This window comes from Pseudovibrio sp. Alg231-02 (genome assembly GCF_900143565.1).
In the GTDB taxonomy this organism is placed as follows: domain Bacteria; phylum Pseudomonadota; class Alphaproteobacteria; order Rhizobiales; family Stappiaceae; genus Pseudovibrio.
The window spans coordinates 194,443-214,471 of the sequence record NZ_FREX01000001.1 but is presented as its reverse complement, the minus strand read 5'-3'; the positions used below and the strand labels follow the sequence as shown (position 1 = coordinate 214,471).

Below are 20,029 nucleotides of genomic sequence, written 5' to 3'. Positions count from 1 at the left end.
CGGGGTGGATCAGGTCTTATAGAGCTTCAGATCTGCCGTGATTTCACGGTGTACGAGCTCAATTTGAGCTGACATCGCATCAACAACGGCTTCCATCTCTGAATGACGTTGCCCTGCTGACCACTTCTCGATCTTGGGGTTTTCCGGTTTGTCTGTCACCGGAGAGTAAGCATCCAAAGCCTTCTTCAGGTTATCCAGCTCTGTATCAACCTGTGTGGCATAATCAAACACCGCTTTCATACCATCCGGTTTGCTCAGTTGCTCATCCCGCACTTCTGGGTACTTGAATGGGTCGCCATTACAAAGGTTATGCAGCTCCTTGATGGAACGATCAATGTTTGGTGTCAGACAACTGTCTGTGGCCATTCGTGGATAGGCTCGCGTGGTAGCTGCCTTCTTGAACAAGAACCAGGACTTCAGGGTCAGATCAGGCGTACAAGGATGCCAGTTCTCCACCTTTGGTACGCGGCGCAGCACAACAGGATCATCGCTGTAAAGCGTCTCAAAGTACCGCACAACTGCAGAACATACATCTGTGCTGGAAACCAGCACCTCCGGCGTCAAACCACTGTTCCGGCCAACCTGACGGGCAATTGGGTCTTTTTCCTCCACAATCCCGTAGGCAAGCACACACTTAGCAAGTGTGGAATTGCCTGCAATCGCAGCACGTGCCGCTTTACGGTTTGCAGGGTCCATCCGTGCTTCCTGATACTTCTTCCAGCCATAAATAATCTTTGCGCGGCCATAGGTTTTATAACCGAAATCAGATAGCGCACGGCCCATGTTCATACCTGCCGAGATACCGGCTGAAGCTTGTGTCGCATCAGCCAAGCGCGCAATTTCAGCGGCAACACCAACAACGGAGAAGAAGGTGTTCAGCGTCTTCTGACTCACCTGAATAGCGGCCTGTGTATGTCGCTCTTTGATGGCATGGTAATAGACCGAGTTACTTGCTTCAGCCATGTTGACGTTCTTGCGCCATTTCTCGACCTCAGCAGATTTCTTCGCCAACGCGATTGCATCCATGGTCAGTTTTCTGATCGCTTCTGCAAGGCCTGTTGCAGGGAAGATCGTTGTGACTGCCTTTACACCACCACTTGCAATGGTCTCGATCATCTTGATCTTCATTTGAGAAGCTTTGATATCAGCAAGCAGAGTGTCGATGGCCTTCAAAGATTTCTCAACGGCCTTTTCATCATTCGGGTCATCAGGTGAGGAAGCTTCTGCAATAAGATCTTGCAGAGCCTTGTGCTCCTCATCTGCGCGCTTCTCGATTTCGTCCATGTAAGCTTTGCGCTCTTTAGGATCAGCAAGCTTTTCCTTCAGACTAGCGAGCGCATTGCCTGTTTTTTCTTCTTCGATCTTTTTCAGCGCAGCTGCTGTATTCTTCTTGACGATCTCAGCGTCTTTTTCATCGCGGCCTGGCTTCTTGAACTTATCGAGACCGCCGGTCAGCAAAGCGTTGACATTTGCCATGATGTCTTCGTCAGAAAGAAGCTCCATGCTCTTCTCAACGCTCTGGACACCCGCGCTTGGACCAGCAAGTTTCAGTTTTTTCTCAAGAATTTGCTGCGGTGTCAGACCCTCAGTCTCAGCCTCGCCTTCTTCAGTCAACTCACCTTGATCTGGCTGAATCTTACCCGTAATGGCATCACCAATGGCATCAGAACCAGTTGCGCTGGCAAGGTTTGCTAAGCCTCCTGTGAGGGCTTCTGCAAAGGCTTGATAGTCGCCATCAATCAACGCTTTTGTCGCTGTACCGGCATCAGTCGTTGCAATCATTGCAGCTTTAAGCGCTTCACCAACAATCTCGGGAGTAGTGGATTCCGTACCGCTCAACTGCGAGCCTGACGAAATTGCCGTGGAGAGGGAATCTGCCAGAGTTCCGATGATGGACATCACCGCTTCTTGCTTGGCGTCTTTGTCAGGAGCTTGTGTAGCCTGCAAAATTTTCTCTGAAACGCGTCCGCCAGCCATTGCAACATCAATCAGGCCAGAAACACCTTCAAAAATATTGCCGTGGTCATCCTCGCCTTTGCGGTCAGACGCGGATTTGTCAAAAGCAGCGCCTGCGGAGAGGACTTTCTTGATTTCCTCACCAATCATCTCACCAGCTTCGTTTGCAAAGCTCAGCTTATCTGCGGCTGTTTTGCCTTTCTGCTCTGAAAAGACAATACCTTTTTCTGCAGCTGCAAGACCGGTGTCGAGCAATGTAGTGGTTGCCGTAAACAACGCACGCTGTTCAGCCACCCAATTGGCGTCCTTTGAGAGATTTTCTCCCAGCGAGTTCAAGGCTGAATCAATATTGGTTACTTTCTGAAGCTGATCTCCATACTTCCCGGCATCTTTCGCTGCTTTGATGACATCCTCTGAGCTTGCATTCGCATCCATGCCAAGAGACTTGCGCAAATCGCCTGTTACCTGGCCTTTCTGGTTGTTGAGGACGTCTTGTTTGGCAGAAATCTGATCTTTGTCAGGTGCATCACCTGCAACTGTATTCAAATTGGCCAGAGTGATTGCATTGGATCCGATAGATGAGGCAAGCGTCACGACATCACGTGCAAAACCGATGGCTTCTAATGTATTTTCGTGTTTGGAAGCGGTTTCGCTATGTTCATCAAGCTTTTGCTCATAGATTTTTGCACCGCCCTTGAACATCTTCTCAAACTGGCTGTAGCGTGAAGGGACCAGGTTTGATGGAATGATCCCTTCACGAACCAGCGGAGTCCAGAGTTCACGTGTGATGTCCTCTTCAGAAAACATCTCGTTGCCATCTTTATCTTTGGCCGCAATCATCTCGGCTTGTCGTGCCAAAATACGTTCAAAGGAAGCGTTGAGCTTCTTCAAGGTCTCAGCATTAATTGCCCCGCTATCGGCGCGAATATCAGCGCGGGTGTCAATCTCTGTCTGCATATCCCCGGTCATCCAGGGCATCTTTGTACCCGAGCCGGGGAGCTTGAACCATTTTTCATTCCGCGCCAGCGTTACTTCAAAGTTCTGTGCCTCGCGAATGGTTTCTTTGTCTCCATCCAGCTTGGTCATAATGTCATTCAAACGTCCAGCTTTGGCTGCAACACGTTCGGCATTTTGTTCAAAATTGCCGGCGCCTTGTTGCGCTGTTTTGAGCCAATCGAGCTGTTTTCCGGTAAGGGGCATGACAAACTCCAACGTGTTCAGGAGAACGGGTTAAGAACTATAAGTCTTCACATCTGCTCTGGCATCGCGGAGGATCAACGTTGCTTGTGCTCGCAAAGAATCCGCGACTTCCATCATTTCGGTATGTAATCGGCCACCCGTCCAAGCCTGTGTCTTTTTGTCTTTTGGTTCTGCAGTGACTGGGCGATATCCCTTGAACTCCAGTTCAAGAGTCTCAAGATGCTTTTGAACATCCTGAGCGTAGGTCAGGATCTTTTCCTGCCAGTTATCTTCAGAAATCATGTCATCCCGAACAGAGGGGTAGTTGAACGGGTCTCCACCACACAAGGTGTGCAGTGCCTTCAAAGCTTGCTCGATAGCTGGTGTCTTACAGCTTTCTTTAGCCATCAAAGGATAGGCTTTCTTGGTTGCTGCACGTTTAAAGCTGAACCAGCTCTTGAGTGTCAGATCCGGTGTTCCAGGGTGCCAGTTTGCGACTTTCGGAACACGCCGCAGGACAACAGGATCTTCACTGTAAAGCGTCTCAAAATACCGCACCACTGCAGCGCAAACATCACTGTTTGATACCAAGACCTCGGGTGTCAAACCGCAGTTGCGTCCAACTTGCTGTGCAATCGGGTCCCGTTCTTCAACAATGCCGTAGGCAAGCACACACTTGGCAAGTGTCGAGTTCCAGGCAATCGCTTCACGAGCTTTCTTGCGGTTCTCTGGATTTCTGCGGGCATCAAGATATTTCCGCCATCCGAAAACAACTTTGGCGCGTCCATAAGTTTTGTAGCCAAAATCAGAAAGTGCCTGCCCCATGTTCTTTGCAAGAGAAAGACCAGTAGAGGCTTGCGTTGAATCCGCTAAGCGTGCGGCCTCTGAGGCCACGCCGATGATAGACAAGAAGGTGTTAATTGTTTTCTGGCTGACTTGAACTGCTGCCTGCGTGTGGCGTTCTTTACAAGCATGATAATATGGCGAGTTTGCTGTCTGCGCCATCTTCACATTTCTGCGCCACTTCTCAACCTCAGCTGCTTTCTTGCCCAGTGCAATGGCGTCAAAGGCAAGTTTTCGGCAAGCCTCAACCATGCCCGTTGCCGGAACAACACGCACCAGAACCTGAACACCACCCTTGGCAATCTTTTCAATCAGCTTGTACTTCATTTCAGAAGCTTTGATGTCGGCGATCAGCTTATCGACTGCCTCCATTGATTTTTGAAGAGCTATTGTATCTTCAGGATCAGGTGGAGGAGAGGCCTCTTCGATCAGATTTTTCAGTGCCTTTGTTTCTGCTTCAACATCCGCTTCGAGCTTCTGCATAAACGCTTCGCGGTCTCTCTTGTTGGACTGTTTCTTTTTGAAATCTGCAAGCGCATCCCAGGACTTTTTAGCCTCCATCTTCTGAATGGCAGCATTTGTCCGTTTTACCGCTTCAGCATCCATTTTCTTCTTATCGTTTGCCTCGCGAAAGGTGTCCTGCATCTCACGCATATTATTCGTTATTGTGAGCAGGTAAGATGGGTCTTGAAAACCATCCAAAAAGGTTTCACGCTCAGTTCGCCTAAAGTTACAGCCAGATCGCTCCAGTTTCTGATCCATGAGTTCGCGGGCTGAAAGCTTACTGAGTTCTTCTTTTTCTTCATCAGTATTGAGAGGGAGCTCAGGCTTAGCCATAGCGGCAAGAGGGCCTGTGGTCGCAGAGGAAGCAATTTGCATCAAACCAAGAACAAGAGACTCAGAAAAGGCTTTGTAGTCTTTGTCTTTGATGGCTTTAACCGCAGTCCCCACATTAACACTTGCAACAAAGAAAGCCTTGATTGAGACACCAATCAGTTCAGTTTGGTCATCTGCATTTCCAGGCCCAGGTCCAAGTTCAGGGTCTCCGTAGGCAAATTCCTTGCTTTCGTCTTTGAGTGTGAGTTCGGAGTCTTTCTTACCGGTGTCCACATGGCCTTGAACGTCACCTGCTAAAAAACAAGCCTCAGCAAGAGAGTCTGCAATAGAGCCGGCAATTTGCAAAACCGCATTCTCTCGCTCTTTGTTCGTTTTTGCTTGTGTTGCTAAGGCAATCTTCCGCGCAACTTGGTTGGCTTCAATAGCGACACTCACAGCACCTGCGGCATAAGAAATATTCTGGAGCGTATCTTTATCTGCAGCGCCTTCAAATTCTATCTGGTCGGTGGTTTGGTGCTCTTCTTGCTCGTAGGTTTTACCTGTTGCTTCCAATGCAAGCTTAAGTTGGCCAGCAACGATATCAGCAGCGTCTTGGGCAAAGGCGAGTGTGTTTCTTGCGTTCTTTTGTCTCTCCGAAAACTGGATACCTTTTTCTGCCATGGCGAGACCGCCATCCAGCAACGACGTGGACATGGTCAGTAAAGCTTTTTCCTCTTCGAAAAGCTTGTTTTGCCCCATTAGCTGCTCAACGAGCTGTGATTGGGCTGCTTCTACATTCTGGTAGCTTTTGATCTCGCAACTATATTCGCCACGTCGGGCAGCCTCTTCCAGCACCTCTGCATCCGAAGTGTTTGCACCCATTTTGAACTCAGTCCGAAGGTCTCCGGCAATCTGATCCTGCTTCCCTTTCAGAACCTGACGTTTGGCTGCAATTTCGCGTTTTTCTGCCAGTGAGCGAGATTGGTCTTCAAAGTTGGCAATGGTCAGCGCGCTACTGCCAAGACTTCCGGCCAGTGAGACGACATCACGCGCAAACCCAATGGCTTCAAGCGTGTTCTCATACTTTGAAGCTGTTTCACTATGTTGCTCCAGCTTCCCCTCATAGATCTCAGAGGCACCCTGGAACATCTGCACAAATTGACTGTATTTATCCGGCACAATGTTGGAGGGAATGATCCCTTCACGAACCAGAGGTGTCCAAAGTTCCCGTGTGATATCTGCATCACTGAAAAGCCGTGTCTTCCCATCCTTCTTCTTCGCCGCAATCATTTCAGCCTGCCGCTCTAGGATTTTGCCGAAAGCAGCATTGAGTGCATCAACATTTTCAGATTGAATGAGAGGCGTTTCAGAAGTCACGTCCGCGTAGGAATCAACCTCAGTTTTCATATCACCGGTCATAAAGTCCATTTTGCTTTTTTGCAGCTTGCGCTTAAAAACATTTGGACTTCGGGCGAGCTCAATTTGAAAATCCTGAGCTTGGTGAATAACCGACTTATCTGCATCCAATTTGGCTAAAATATTGGTCAGTTCTGCAGATTTCTTCTCTTCGTTTTCACTATCAGATTCGAAGTTCTCCACGCCGCCTTGGGCCTGTGAGAGCCAGTCAATTTGAGACGGAGTTAACGTCATGACAAACTCCAGTGTGGGATCGTTTTCGATCCTTCTTGTTTTATCCTAGCCACCAAGAGAGAGCAGCTTCACTTCCAGCTGAATCAGCTCAGGACGCAGTATGTTCAGATCATTCGGCAGATCGCTGAAGGGGTGTCGCATATAGAGCTGAATAGCCTGACTGTTGTCCAGTTGCGCAATCAGTGGCCGCACTTGCCTTAGGGCATTTTCGCGGGCTTTCTTGCGCTCCTTCAGGTCTTTTGATTTGTCAGCAATAGCCGCAACTTGCTTTGGCAACTCTGCAAGGGCCAACGGTTGAGAAATGCACGACGAGAACTTTCGCAAAGCAGCGACATCCACCGCTTCTTCACCGGCATCCTGCTTGTCTTTCACTGCATTGACAAAAGAGCTGTCGATATACTGCTTGGCTTTGATCAGGCGTGCGATGCATTTATCAGAAAATGTCGAGATGTCTCTCGCAATGTCCTCTCTGAAACCCGTAATTTCACCACGCATTGCGTCCAGAGCACCTTCCAGCTCTTTCAGTTTAGCAAGGTTTTCTTTGTGCGTATGAGAAGCGTCAGACTGATCTTCCAGCTCCGCGATTTCCATGCGAAGTTCTTTCAAACGAGATGTATCAAACTTGCTGGGGTCAACGCGATCAACACCCTTGTAGTAAGCAAGGATACGCTTGATGGATATATCTTTCGATGTCATCATATCCAGCTCATCTTTAAGCGGGCCGGATTTGGTGAGGAAGGCGTTCTTAGCTTCCTTCTGATCTTTCTGTCGGGCAACACCCTTCTTGTAATCGACTTCCAGTTTTTTGAAGTACTTCAGCTCTGCCTTACTAAAGCGATCTGCATCTGTGATTTTCTCGCCTTTCTTCTCCATCTCAGCAAGCTTGTGAAGATGGCTCAACTGGCCTTCCAGCTCGTGGACAAAACGGTCGACGCGGAAGATCAGGCGGTTCGCCAGATCAAGTGAATGGGCTAGTTCGTCGTTTGTGGTTGCGTTGTAGGCAAGGTCTTTCGCTTGATCGAAAAAGACATCCAGATCACCATGATATTGCTTGATCTCATCTGGCGCGAATAGAGAACCAACCATCTTGGCAAGGCTGGGGTCTGCTTTCCCCATTTGTGCAAGCAGTTTTGGAATTTCTGTAAACTGGTTCTCGATGATCTTAACTTTGGTGTCGAACAACTCTCGGTTTTTGACGGCCTTACGAACACCTTCTTCGAGCGGATGTAGTTGCTTGGCTTCCATCTCAGTGCATGAAGCCAGTGCTTTTTCGATGTTCATGGAGAGGGCTTCTTCTTCCAGTTCATCGATGTCATCCGTGAGACGCAACCGTTCTTCGATGTAATAAGCACCTTCCTTGCCTTTCGAGATCTTGTCGATTTTCTCGCGTAGCTTATCTAGGTTTTTAGTCAGCTTTTTATAGGCACCGGGATCCTTCTGAATACCGGAAAGGATTGCTTCAGCTTTCAGGAACTCCTCAACAGCAATATCTTCCACACCCGTCACACCGGATGCTTTCAACTCATCAAGAAAGTCAAATGTTTGAAGAAGACTGTCGATGGTTTTGCGCGGAATTTCCTTCGCATCTTTGGGGCGACGTGGAATTTGGATCATCACGTCCTGATTCAAGCCTGGAACATCACCTGCACGTTTGATCGCACGACGTTCATCAGGTTTGGTGACCAGATTTCCCTGCTTGTCGTAAAGGACCAGTTTTTTCAAATCATCGCGGAAGCGCTCTGTACGCTCACCAAGCTGCGCTGCATCCCACCGCGCTTCTTTTCTCATGCTGTTCTTGTGTGCTGCGGAGGCTTTGAGTGAACTAAGCAGACTGCGAATGGTCGGGACCGTTCTGGAGGCGTCCGACATGTAATTATCAAGTGTGGTTTCAATGTCGCCAGCAGCGTCCGCAACACCGGAGTTGCGCAAACTTGTCGCCAGCTTTTGAATATGGTTCTTGAGCTGATCAAACTCCCCAACCGCAGCTATGGCCATTTCATTCTCATAAAGTAGAATTTCCCAGGCAGGATCGTCTTTGGGCACCTTCGCTGCTCTGACGTCCTTCAAGGTTTTTCCAAGGCGTGTTGCTGGTCCGGAAAATCCAATGCCGGTCATCGATTTGATACCCTGACCAACTTCCATGACATATGGCTTCAACTCAGCCGGAACAGGAGGATCTGCTGGTTTGCTCTTGGCTGCGGCTACAACGCCTTGCCAAAGCGTCTGCATATCATCAACGGTGGATTCTGCGTCTATAAGGCTGTTATGTGCGCCATCCGTGTCTTTGGTTTTGATCTCCAAAGCAGCGGTTTGAATGAGCGCTTTCGCGTTTTCATAGCTTTTATCAAAAGCAATCGCTTCGCTTGGATAATTCTCAAAATCCTTTTTATGTCCGTAAATAGAGTTGAGACGTTCCAGAAGCTGCTTACTCTGGCTTGCAAGCGCTGCCAGAGCATCTGCATCGGTGTCTTCATTCTCGTGAACAAAATGGTCTTTAACGTCGGCTTTTAACTCAGAGAGTTGCGCAGTGACATCTTTGAGTTTTTCATCACTCTCTGCCTTTATGCGCTCAGCAGTTGCTTCTGTAACAGCCGCTTCGACTTTTTTGTCGTCTTCAGCTTTTGTCTTAGCTGTCGCCTGTGCAATCTCTTTCTCTTCTTTTTCTTTGATTGCTGCGGCTGTCTCACGCTCAGCCTCATCCTGTTCCTTAAAGGTCCAGCCGAGTGCTCTATAAACTGATTTCACCCACTCAAGTTGTTGGGGCGTTAGTTGATCGTCAGACATTCGAGGCTCCAATTGGTTTTATTATTATCGAGAACCACTAAACCTGTTTTTTAGGTATTGAGCTCCTTAGGACAGGTGAAATTCTGAAGCAGCCTGGCTGAGAATGGATTGTTCACGCTGTTGGCCATGAGGTTGAACGTGGCAAATCGATTTCCAAGCGTAAATCTCACCTTGTATTGATCGGGTAGCTCAGTTTTTGTCACGCTTGCCTTTTCCAATAAACGAAAGAGGGACCATGGTCCGCTGAGATTGATGGAGTTCGGTTCTCCGGCAATCGCAGGGAAAAATGCGAGACTTGCAGCTGGTACACCTTCGCCAGGCCAATTCAACTCAATCGGACGTGTTGGACCATGCGCATAGCTCACTGTTATCCCATCCACGGTGAGGGCAACTCTGGTTGATCCGACGTCCAGATCCAAGGGTGTCATCGTGAATGCAACAGATGGTTTATCCCCCCCATTTGCGAAATATGCGTTGCGAATATTGTTAGCTTTTTCGAAGACTTGAAGGCTGTCTTTTGAGACATCAATCTTGGCGTTGTCGCTCTCTCTCCATTTCCACGGTGTGGAGGAGGTATCGACGAATGATTTGATGTTGGTATTGAAAAACGCTTCAATCTTGCCGCCCGGTTTGAACAGGGTCGAAAAGTCGTCCAGCATCACCGAAGCTTGCTGACCATTTGCCACCGGATAGCGACCAGAAAGAGCATTGCTGCACAAAGGTAAAACCTCTGAATCCCAGGCTGCATTGATGGCTTTTTGGGCATCGTTTACGGTAACTTGTGAGGAGAACTGAAGCATTTCCAGTATCCAGCTTTGCAGCGGCATAGGAACATTAGGTGCTTCATCCTTCAGTGTTTTAACCGCATCACTCCCGCCGCCAAGAATATAGCTAAGGGCGTCTTGCTGAGTGTTGTTAGCCAACAAAATCCGGTTAAGTTCACGATAAAGATCAGTGACCTTCATCAACAAAGCGTCGAGCGGAGTGGTGCCACTCCCTGACCCTAATGTGAAACTATCAAGAGGCTCAAAGCGCGCCTGCACAGAAGTGCCCGGTGGAACCGGTTTCGGGCCACCTTCACTCGTCGGAACAGCTTCACCAAGCACTTCAACAAGCTGCTGCTGTCTCAGGTTGGTGGTCGCGCGGGCTTCTTCCTGCGCAATACGAGCTGCTCCGCCTGCAACGTTCTGGGCAACGCCGGTAGCACTGGATGGAGCTTCAGTCCGAGTAAGCTGTGTTTGCTCAGCCACTGAGACGAGAAGATTGCGGATAGGTGAATTGGGCCCGGAAGCGGTGTTAATGACATCTGTCGCCTGCGACAGGCTTGTGAACTTCACAATGCGCAGGTCAGCCAGCATCGCATCCCACATGCGTGCGTAGTCATCCAGATAAAGCCCCAGAACGCCACGTTCGATACGGGTGACAGTTTCTTCCTTGTTTTCCAACTGACCGTTTGGACCGAGCACCCAGCTTTCTCGAACGAAGCTCTGAATGCTATCAACCAACTGAGGAAGGAACACACCACGGAAACCTTCATAAGTGTAAAGGCCAGGAATACCTTCGCTCAAAGGTTTGCCTGAGGACCGTGTGAAGACGCGTGTTACAGCAGACCCAGCGGCTTCGTCAGGACGCCACTCCGGAAGACTTTGAGCGGCTTGTCCTGCTTTGATAAAGGAATAAGCCAGCTCCGCGATTGGAGTTGCATTCAGAATCTCTCGAACCTGACTAACCAACTCTGTATTCACATCAATTCGGACCTTAAAGGGCTGGTCCAGCAACGCTGCAAGATGGTTTGAGAGTTGGTCACGCTCTGTCACTTGCCGAGGGTCACTGTAAAGGGATTGCCAATCAGTTTCTTCCCAACGCTGAATAACTTCCGGTTCCAGCGGACCTTTATCCGCCAGTTCCAGATAAATCCGTAAGGCTTCAAACAGGAATTCTGGATTGTCTATGTTTGCGACCATTTGCTGCTCAAGGCGGAGCATCATGCGTGGTCGCAAATAGCGCTCCAGTCCGTTGTGATAAAGCGCATCCGCATCCTCTGAAACATTCGGAATCTGGTTAAGGCCCCAACGTTCATTTTGAGGCGGTTTCACTTGCTGATCCGCAAAGCCGCCTGGCAGGTCTCGAAGGTAGTTCAGCAGCGGCAACACAGATAGATAGTTGGCATCATTGACGCGTACAGCATCAATTCGGTCAGCAAATTTGGGGTATTCTTTCAAGTCAGCTTGGGCACGGTTGATGATGTTTTCCTGGTTCATCTCATAGCTGATGACCCAAACCGTTGTTAAAAATGCAAGAACGACCACACAAGCAGCAAAAGAGAGACGCTTGCGGATCTTCTGTTTGCGCATCACCTGCTTGCTCTCGCCAGCAAGGTTGCCTTCGCCAAAAATCAGGTCAAAGAACAAGCGCTCCAGAAAATAAGCATGTTTCTCGTAGGGAGCAGAGGGAAGTGCCTGTCGGCCAATCCCATAGGCATGCGCAATCGAACCTGCAAGCAAATCAACAGGCTGGCCTTCCTGGGTTGCAGAGGTGAAATAAACCCCACGCAAAAAGCTTCGGTCCTCATAGCGATTGGGTCGGAACATCTCGGTCAGGAAATCATTCAGCACGGTTCGCAGCGAGGCCATTTGTTGCGGGAAGCTGAAGATCAGACTTCTGTGCTGTATGTCCGTTTCTTTATTCAAATAGTCGTAGACGCGCGAGTTGAGCTGCTCCATGAGCAACTCATATTCCTCATCAAAATGACTGATCGCGTTCTCGGAGGATTTGCCGTCATCAACGGGGAAAGTCATACCCCAGGCTTGATGGCGCTCATCCCTGCCAAGAACTTGGAAGTAGTCGGCAAAACCGGCGATCAAATCCAGCTTAGTGAACATGACATAGATGGGAAAGCGAAGGCCCAGTTGCTTCTCAGCTTCCTTGAAGCGTTGTTTGACCGTCCGCGCCATATCCAAACGCTGATCCGAACGCATTGTTGCGAGCTTTGCAAGATTGATCGCAATGATCATGCCGTTCAGCGGCTGACGGCGGCGGTTTTTCTTAATCAATGAAAGCAGTGTGTTCCAGCCAGAAGCATCGATGACCTCATCTTGGTCCTGCATGGTATAACGGCCAGCGCTGTCAACGATGATCGCGTTGTTGCTGAACCAGTATTCGCATTCTGCAGTGGGCTCAATCGTCGCTGCATCCACTTTCTGGCCCAGTTTGTGAGCCAGTGGAAACTTCATTCCAGAACGTAAAAGAGCAGTGGTCTTGCCAGATTCCTCTGGCCCAATCATCAGATACCAGGGCAGCTGATAAATCACCTTACGGCCAAGTTTACCATCGACACTTGCAGTCTTGAGAATGTTCAGACTCTTCTCAACCTTGCCAGAGACCAGCGCTGCTTCATTCTTCGCCAGCTCTTCAGGATCGACTTCAGGCTCTTCCTCTTCCTCTTCTTCTTCGTTCTTAGCTTCTGCTTCTCTTGCTCGCCGGGAAAGGCGTCCAATATTGATCGCGGCCCAGATCATCAAAAGGCCCATGACGATCAGCATACGAACGACAGCCATCGCAAAAGGTTTTGCGCCGAAGATCGATAGACTTGGGCCATAAATCCAGATGACCGCACACAATATTAGTGTGATGAGGAGCGTAACAAACCAAAAGGGGAAAAAGCGTTTGAGTTTCTTCATTGCTGGCCTCCCTGGCCAGAAGGCGGAATAAGCGTAATATCAATGCGCCTGTTCTGAGCACGCCCTTCAGCTGTTGCATTGGTTGCAATTGGATCAGCTGATCCTCTGCCGATGGCTTTGACACGTGTCTTGTCTGTCAGTCTGACCTTGATGAGATCTGCAACTGTCTGAGCACGTGCCTTGGAAAGTGCAACGTTGTTTGGATAACGGGCATTTCGAATTGGAATATTGTCTGAAAAGCCAACTACATTGATTGTACCAGGCTGCGTGTTCACCGCTTCAGCCACACGATTGACGACTGGGATAAAGCGGGCAGTGAGCGTATCTCGAGCAGTAGCGAACATGCCAGAACCCGTCAGGCGTATAACCACATTACCTTGCACATCCATCACCACAACAAGACCCTGCCGGATCTCAGGAGCAAGGAACCTGCTAACTTGCAGATAAGCAGGCAACGTACTGTTACGAACGACTTGAGGTGAGGAAGGTGTTCCAGGTGCTGCCTGTTGTTGTGGCAAGTTCGGTAGAGCTGCTCGTGGTGGTGCAGGTTGGTGGGTCAGATCAATTGGGCTTGTGTTGATTAAAGACTCATACTGGAACGCAATGCGCTCACTTTTCTCTCCAAGCCAAAGCGCAAGCACGGCATAAATCAGCAGGGCGAGGAGTGCTGCTCCAAAGAAGATACCCCACACCGGAATAGACCACTTTAAAGGCCGATACGCATCTTCAACACCTCTCCAGTGAGGTGAAAGATCGGTTTCCTGATCTCCTCGCAGCGAGCGAATGAGGCGCGATATGCCATAACGCAGGCGCGACATCGTATTGCTGCCTTGCGGCATGATCCGCAAGCGTCCTTCAAACCCCAAAGAAATACAAAGATACAATAATTCCAGAAGATCTTTATCACGACTTGGGTTGGCCTGCGTCTTTCTCAATAGATCATAAAATCGATCGCCACCGGACACGTCCTTGTGGAAGTTACTGACAAGGCTTTGCGTTGCCCAAATGCTGCGACTACCCCAGGGAGTATTGAGAATTATGTCATCAAGGGTTGCACAGACCACATATCTGGCAATGCGAATGGTCTTAGAAGAAAGACCGTTTAGCATAGCGTTGTGTTCGAAAGAGCGGATCTCGGAAATAACATGAGAGCGCAGGGCATTCACATCACGATGCTGAGCGTGATTTCGCAAGCGGGCAGCTAAGGCCAACAAACTGGAGGCTGCTTTGATAAGAGGATTATTCCCAAGTGGGACGAATTGAATATCATCAGCGCCAAGGAACCAATAGCCCGCAGGCGTTTGTGCCGGAAGGTTGGTGCTACCGGCGTCAGGATGATCAGGATTGGGAGCATCACTCGAGATGACAGTGTCGACTGAGTCCACCGAAAGGGCAGTGAAATCCTTCTTTGCCATAATCTCAACTCCTCAGTCCGTTAGCCGCTTATTGCTCTCTGATCGCCCAGAGTTCCATCACAAGTTTCGGGAAATCACCCGCGACATGCATCGCCAGACCGCCAGAAACACGGATTTCGTCCCAATGTGATGAGGCCGGATCCAGTTCGAAATATGCTGTGCCCGTGTGGTACGGGATCTGTCTTGGCGCGACTGGCAGTTGCTTCACTGCGATGCCGGCCAAAGCGGAATTCACAAAGTCTCGGATCTGTTCGACAGATCCAATCGTAATCTGCCCCGGGAAGTGTCGATTGATCACTTCCGATGGCAGGTCAGCACTAACCGCAAGCACAAACCGAGCCGACTTGATCAGGCTGCGATCAAGCAGCATACCAACACGAACGCCGTACTTGCGCTCTTCCAGCGGTATCGGTACGGCAGTCTGTTCCAGAACAGCAGAAAGGTGCTGTCGCAAATGAGCAATCACAGGAGCGAATGTCTCTGTCAGGGCTTCGTGCCGATAAGGCTGAAGTGTTGAGGGACGCCGGGCTGCCGCTGTAAATGTTGCAAGCTCACCAACCAGCTGGATCGAAATCCGATACAGTGCTTCAGGATGGAGCGAGGGTGTTTGTGCAAAGTGGGCGTAGAGAGGTTCATAACGGTTGACGGTCTGCAAAAGCAGAAAATCCGAAATCTCTGCAACACCTTTACTGCCGGAGTTTGAAACTCGCCCTGCAAGCGCATCTGCTCGGTGGCTCAGCATGCCCCAGATCTCGCGAATGTACCCATAAAGCACAGAGGAGGAATGTGAGGCGAGGCACGTGGAGATGTACTCGTCATCTAAAATAACTTGCTTATCTGCTCGCACTTCAATCACACGAGCGATAGGCAAGCAGATCCAGCCTTCCAGATCCTCAAAGTCGAACTTAAAAGAGAACCGTAGCCGACCAGTTTCCATCTGGACGCTGGCGTCACTGCCGGTGATTGCATCTCGCGCCTCGGATTCATGCACCACATAGCGTGCAGCTGTTTCCTGCACACCTGGATATTCATATTCGTAGGCACCAGGTTGTCGAATAGGCAATGCAAGATAGACGACCGAATTTTTTACGCTTTCAGGAACTGGAATAGACGCAGGAGCGTCACATTCCTGTGGCATCTTGAAAGGCGTACCATCCGGCATCAGACCGCTGGCGAAATTGAGTGCAAACTGGCCCAGTTTCAGGGCTTCCTGATTGATTTTCAGCTCTGTGTGGCCCCAGGGGTGAGGGCGAATGCTCGAGATAGTGTCACTGACCAGCTGTTCCAGATAGCGATCATGCTGCTGAAAGTGCTGTGGCTGTAGAAACAGACCTTCTGACCAGACAACTTTGTTATGAGTGGTCATTAATAGAACCATCCTTCTTTTACTGTCTTGTCGGGCTGCAGAGTTATTTCAAGCTTGCTCAAATACGCAATGAGGCTCGATGGCTGATTGTTTGGAACCATAATCACCGAACTCCATGTTCCTGTATCCACTTTCCGAAAGGCACCGAGCACAGCGACAAATGCCACACTGGGGTCAACCTTGACTGCTACCTTCATGATCTTGTCGGGAGCTATGAAAACTTCCTTCATAGCAAGCAGGTTTTTGCCCAGAACCTGGTCCCCTTTTTCAAACAAAGTGAAAAAGTCATGAGTTTTAAACTCGGCATCAGACGTAAGGTAAAAGATCTTCACCTGAACAGGTGTCGACATCCCATCTGCGTTTTGGTTCAACTCCTTGTCCGCGATGACTGTCGTGGTGATCATGACAGGCATCGGCATCTCGGCGGAGCAGGAGGCCAGACCGATACTCAAAAGCAAAATGTACGCAATGCGTTTGATGTGGCTAATCGTCATTTGGTTTACGAGCTTTGTTCTGAATGTCTTTTTTCGGGGCTACATCCCAGTCCTCAGGAATGGTCTGGTGATGCGTTCTGGGCAATTTAAATGAATCGGATTCCGTGCGGTTGTGATCCCACGCACTTGCACCTTCTTCGCTTGAGATGCCGCTTTCACTTTCAAACGGTACTGAGCTGGAATATTTGTATCCTTCAAATCCATAACTAACTGGCGGAATAGGTTCTTTCCCGGCGCTGGCAGGGTAGGAGTCCAGTGTTTCAGTCGCCTTTCTGAGAATAGATTCTGGAGACTCCAGTGGGTCATTCAGAACCTCGGAAAGTTCGTCTTCAGGGGTAACGATCTGGTCATCGACCCAGTCGTCATCCTCCATGTCGAGTTCTTTAGGAAGAAGATTTGCAAGTGGATCAGGGTTCTCAGGTTCTGCAAGAAAGTCATCCACTTTCAGACGGGCATCAGCATCTTCTGGCAACATTTGTGCGCTGATGTAATAGTTTCCGATTCTGATAACATCGCCATCCTGAAGGCCACAGGCCTCACCGTTGGGAACTGGTTCGTCCCAATCATTAACAAAGGTTCCATTGGAGCTGGTATCGACGACGCGATAGGCCCCGTCGTTCCACTCAACGACACAATGACGGCGCGAAAGCTGATTTGCAGGATCGGGTAGAATCCAATCCGCACTGCTTCCACGTCCAATAACGCAGCGTTCCTGTCGCAGTATGCGCGTGCATTTTCCTGTGTCGACCAACTCATGCCCCTTGGTCAAAATGAGTACTAAAACCATGCTCGTGTTATCAGTCATATCCTCAGCCCCCGATTAAAACTGTGGGCCAGCCAAGGATGATGGTGCCGCCGTGAGCAGTGACATCCAGCATACGCGCCGCCGGCAATCCGGCGATCAAAGTGGTGACACTGCCTTTCATAATTGTATCTGGAGGCCCAACACACACGCACATGTCAGTCATGCGCGCCGCTGGTAAGTTTCCGATCAAAACCGTCGGTGCTCCAAGAGATATCGGGCCTCCAACGTGAGGAACGATACCGGTCACCATTGGACAGACGTGCATGTCTGTCATGCGTGCTGCTGGGAAACTCATAGGGCCTCTATTTCATTATCTGCGAGTGCTCGTCCCAACTTGTAAGCTTTGACTAAGAACTCTTCAGGGTCCTCCACGTTACTGTCGTATACAGACAAAACTATAGATGACCCTACAGCAATACTAGTTAGGTTTTCTGGGGGAGGTGCAGGGTCAAATTCGGGAGATCCCATACTACCGCCACTCCAACCAGCCGCTGCCGCGGCAAGAGAAGCGGCGCTTTTATATCCTCCGTCATCAGCAATTTTCATTGCTGCACGGCGCAGGTCTTCTTCGGGTTTGCGGACCCAGTCTTCGGCGGCTTTCAGCGCTATTTCGTCTTCATCGGGTGGTTGACTGCCTTCCGGAAAAGTAGCTCTGCTGACTTGACTGGCCCACCACACTGCGCGTGGTTTACTCAGGGCGTGAGCGAGAACCTTAATGGCATCAGACATGAGCTCCGCTTCTGCCAAGGTATCCACAACTTCGATAGAAGGCTTCTGTCCCTCTATCAATGGTACTGCTTCATCTCCAAGTTCTAAAGGTCTCTTCTCCAGTAGATCCTTGTAGGAGTTGAGGAGCAGTGTAGTATTTGTCACGCTATTTTCCATAATGCGCCTCAGTTAATCTTGACGAGAGCACCTTGTACCGTCGTGATGCCAGCACCCTTTAAGGTGGTCAATGTCCCGTCAACGGTCGCCTGAACATCACCCTTTACGGTCACCATCAAGCCTTTCAGCTCAGCCTGAGCGGCTTCGAGTTTGAGAGAGCTGGGGCCAGCGGTGAGGGTGATGGACATGGGATCCATTTTGATCGAGCTGCCACCACAGGTGAGCTCAATGGCTTGAGTTCCGGAGACCTTCACCGATCCAGCAGATGCGTCCACTTTCACATCGCCGGTTTGCGAGGTCACACCGATGTCTTTCATGGCTTCAACAGTCTGCGCACCTTGCTTCATAGAGATGCTCTGGTCGCCGCTCTCAACTGTGATTGTATGGTTGCCAGATTTGACTGAGAGGGCATCGTCTTTTTCGACGGTTGTGGTTCGGCCACCGGTCTTGATGGTGTAGGTCTCGTCACCCTGATCAACCGTCAGACTGCGATTGTTATAGACCTCGATTGTCTGGTCACCATCTTCTTGCTTGTCGAAACCAATCTTGACGGTTTCATTGTTTTTAACGGTGCGCTCGTAGTCCTTCTCAGCTGTGAGCTGAACGAGTTCCTCATCTTTCTTGTCTTCAAACAAGAACTCGTTGTTCCCGCCGCCTTCCTTGGATGTCTCGCTCTTAAGCGTAGACTTTGTGGCTTCACCGGGCAGGTCATAAGGAACAGTCTGCTCTCCATTGTAAACACTGCCCACAACAATAGGTCGGTCGGGATCACCATCTAAGAAATCAACGAGGACTTCCTGCCCAACACGGGGAATGTGGAGACCACCCCAACCTTTACCAGCCCACATTTGCGCTACACGCACCCAGCAAGAAGATTTGTCATCGTTCTGTCCGTCACGATCCCAATGGAACTGCACCTTGATCCGGCCATACTCATCGGTCCAGATCTCTTCACCATCCGCGCCAGTAACAACTGCGGACTGCAACCCGTTCATATTAGGCCAGGGTGTAGTAGAGGCTTTACGGTATTGAACGCTGGAATCGACCGCCTCAATCTCGTAGGTGATTGCGTCATAAAATTCCTGCTCTTCATCGCGCGCAAACTCGATTGAGACCTCACAGATCGCCTTCGTGATCAGGTATTCTTTTTCTTGACTTGGGTCGTCTGAAAACTGATCCAATTTGAAAAGGTATCCGGGTCGCAATCCACGGACGTTGCCGCGAGCATATACCTTGGCATAAGCCGCACTGGCTTCTTCAACGCGCACCTTGGCTCGCTTTTCACCTACACTGACTTCCTCGTAATGGCCTGGATACATGTAACGCGTGCGGCCAGAAAGCTGGTGGGACTTCTTTTCGCTAGCATTAGCTTTCAAATCACTCGTGGGCTTAGTGAAATCGTAGTCATTGATTTCAACTTCATCTGTCTGGATCTCTTCATTGTGTCGCCAATCCCAAAAGTGATCAGCTCCGCGACGGAAATGGTCTTCCTCAGAATAAAAGGGAAGGCTGGACTCGCCTTTGATGTCTTCATGAGCGCTATAGGAATCTGCCAATACCATGGTGTGTTGACCGTCCTCATGCTCAAAGTAATAATAGATCCCTTCCTGCTCCATCAGGCGGCAGATAAAGTTGAAGTCGGTTTCTTGAAACTGAGCGCAATAGGGCCGGGGATCATAACTGTCACTCAGCTTGTTTTTGAAGTCAGTAAAACCTGCTTCCTGAAAGACTTCTTTCAAGATGTCTGGCGTCGACTTTTCCTGGAAGATCCGGCAATTGCTGGTGAGGGTCAAAAACCAAAGCCACGGGCGTACAATAAGCCGGTAAGTTGAATAGCCATGATCTTGTCCCGTATAGATGGCCTTGGTTACAAACCCATTCAGATACTGGTCAGAAGACAGGCTTGTGCCGGACACTTTTTTCATTTCAAGCGTAAGCGTCTGCCCAAGCATCTTATCAAGGCTCAGGTCATGCTCGAATGATCGGCAATCTACGACCATTTCGTAGAGCTCACTCATTTCGCTGGTCATCTTCATCTTCCAAAGGTGGAAGCTGTCATCTCCACCATCGAAGCTGATCGTGAACAGCCGATTTTCAGTTACTTTGCTCGCACACATTCCAGGACCTGCCTATTTCTAAAACGTTTCTCGTTCGGT

The 20,029-nt window shown here is 49.7% G+C and carries 11 protein-coding genes; all 11 read right to left on the bottom strand.

All coding sequences use genetic code 11. From position 1 onward, the window contains the following. Positions 1-9 precede the first annotated feature (9 nt). From DHN43_RS00745 to DHN43_RS00695, 11 genes are read right to left on the bottom strand one after another with little or no spacing between them, the layout of a single operon-like run. Positions 10-3,156 carry a hypothetical protein gene (locus tag DHN43_RS00745; protein ID WP_108817965.1) on the bottom strand — a complete coding sequence of 1,049 codons (3,147 nt, stop codon included), beginning with the start codon at positions 3,154-3,156 and terminating at the stop codon, positions 10-12. A 30-nt stretch (positions 3,157-3,186) separates the two neighbouring features. Then, on the bottom strand, positions 3,187-6,444 hold the full coding sequence (locus DHN43_RS00740) for a hypothetical protein (RefSeq protein ID WP_108817416.1): 3,258 nt from the start codon (positions 6,442-6,444) through the stop codon (positions 3,187-3,189). A gap of 45 nt (positions 6,445-6,489) precedes the next feature. Further along, positions 6,490-9,228 carry a hypothetical protein gene (locus DHN43_RS00735; protein ID WP_108817415.1) on the bottom strand — a complete coding sequence of 913 codons (2,739 nt, stop codon included), beginning with the start codon at positions 9,226-9,228 and terminating at the stop codon, positions 6,490-6,492. A 50-nt stretch (positions 9,229-9,278) separates the two neighbouring features. Beyond that, positions 9,279-12,908, bottom strand: a complete 3,630-nt coding sequence (gene tssM / locus DHN43_RS00730; protein ID WP_108817414.1) for a type VI secretion system membrane subunit TssM — start codon at positions 12,906-12,908, stop codon at positions 9,279-9,281. Further along, positions 12,905-14,323, bottom strand: a complete 1,419-nt coding sequence (icmH, locus tag DHN43_RS00725) for a type IVB secretion system protein IcmH/DotU (RefSeq protein ID WP_108817413.1) — start codon at positions 14,321-14,323, stop codon at positions 12,905-12,907. The genes tssM and icmH overlap by 4 nt, the downstream gene beginning before the upstream one ends. Before the next feature lie 28 nt (positions 14,324-14,351). Then, entirely contained in the window at positions 14,352-15,689 is a 1,338-nt protein-coding gene (gene tssK / locus DHN43_RS00720; protein WP_063291937.1) for a type VI secretion system baseplate subunit TssK, read from the bottom strand. Continuing rightward, positions 15,689-16,183, bottom strand: coding sequence for a type VI secretion system lipoprotein TssJ (tssJ, locus tag DHN43_RS00715; protein WP_082597106.1), 495 nt, complete (start codon positions 16,181-16,183; stop codon positions 15,689-15,691). The genes tssK and tssJ overlap by 1 nt, the downstream gene beginning before the upstream one ends. After that, positions 16,173-16,988 (bottom strand): type VI secretion system-associated FHA domain protein, encoded by an 816-nt coding sequence (locus DHN43_RS00710; RefSeq protein WP_208989620.1) that lies wholly within the window; start codon positions 16,986-16,988, stop codon positions 16,173-16,175. Before DHN43_RS00710 ends, tssJ begins: the two co-directional genes overlap by 11 nt. Positions 16,989-16,992: 4 nt before the next feature. Further along, positions 16,993-17,283, bottom strand: coding sequence for a PAAR domain-containing protein (locus tag DHN43_RS00705; protein ID WP_057465268.1), 291 nt, complete (start codon positions 17,281-17,283; stop codon positions 16,993-16,995). Continuing rightward, on the bottom strand, positions 17,280-17,873 hold the full coding sequence (locus DHN43_RS00700; protein ID WP_063310962.1) for a DUF6931 family protein: 594 nt from the start codon (positions 17,871-17,873) through the stop codon (positions 17,280-17,282). Before DHN43_RS00700 ends, DHN43_RS00705 begins: the two co-directional genes overlap by 4 nt. 8 nt (positions 17,874-17,881) lie before the next feature. After that, positions 17,882-19,990 carry a type VI secretion system Vgr family protein gene (locus DHN43_RS00695; protein ID WP_063304828.1) on the bottom strand — a complete coding sequence of 703 codons (2,109 nt, stop codon included), beginning with the start codon at positions 19,988-19,990 and terminating at the stop codon, positions 17,882-17,884. Positions 19,991-20,029: the final 39 nt, after the last annotated feature.

Coding starts and splice junctions, on each gene's coding strand:
- DHN43_RS00710 (WP_208989620.1), bottom strand. CDS start 16,988: ATGACTGATAACACGAGCATGGTTTTAGTACTCATTTTGACCAAGGGG.
- DHN43_RS00740 (WP_108817416.1), bottom strand. CDS start 6,444: ATGACGTTAACTCCGTCTCAAATTGACTGGCTCTCACAGGCCCAAGGC.
- DHN43_RS00745 (WP_108817965.1), bottom strand. CDS start 3,156: ATGCCCCTTACCGGAAAACAGCTCGATTGGCTCAAAACAGCGCAACAA.
- icmH (WP_108817413.1), bottom strand. CDS start 14,323: ATGGCAAAGAAGGATTTCACTGCCCTTTCGGTGGACTCAGTCGACACT.
- DHN43_RS00735 (WP_108817415.1), bottom strand. CDS start 9,228: ATGTCTGACGATCAACTAACGCCCCAACAACTTGAGTGGGTGAAATCA.
- tssJ (WP_082597106.1), bottom strand. CDS start 16,183: ATGACGATTAGCCACATCAAACGCATTGCGTACATTTTGCTTTTGAGT.
- DHN43_RS00695 (WP_063304828.1), bottom strand. CDS start 19,990: ATGTGTGCGAGCAAAGTAACTGAAAATCGGCTGTTCACGATCAGCTTC.
- tssM (WP_108817414.1), bottom strand. CDS start 12,908: ATGAAGAAACTCAAACGCTTTTTCCCCTTTTGGTTTGTTACGCTCCTC.
- tssK (WP_063291937.1), bottom strand. CDS start 15,689: ATGACCACTCATAACAAAGTTGTCTGGTCAGAAGGTCTGTTTCTACAG.
- DHN43_RS00700 (WP_063310962.1), bottom strand. CDS start 17,873: ATGGAAAATAGCGTGACAAATACTACACTGCTCCTCAACTCCTACAAG.
- DHN43_RS00705 (WP_057465268.1), bottom strand. CDS start 17,283: ATGAGTTTCCCAGCAGCACGCATGACAGACATGCACGTCTGTCCAATG.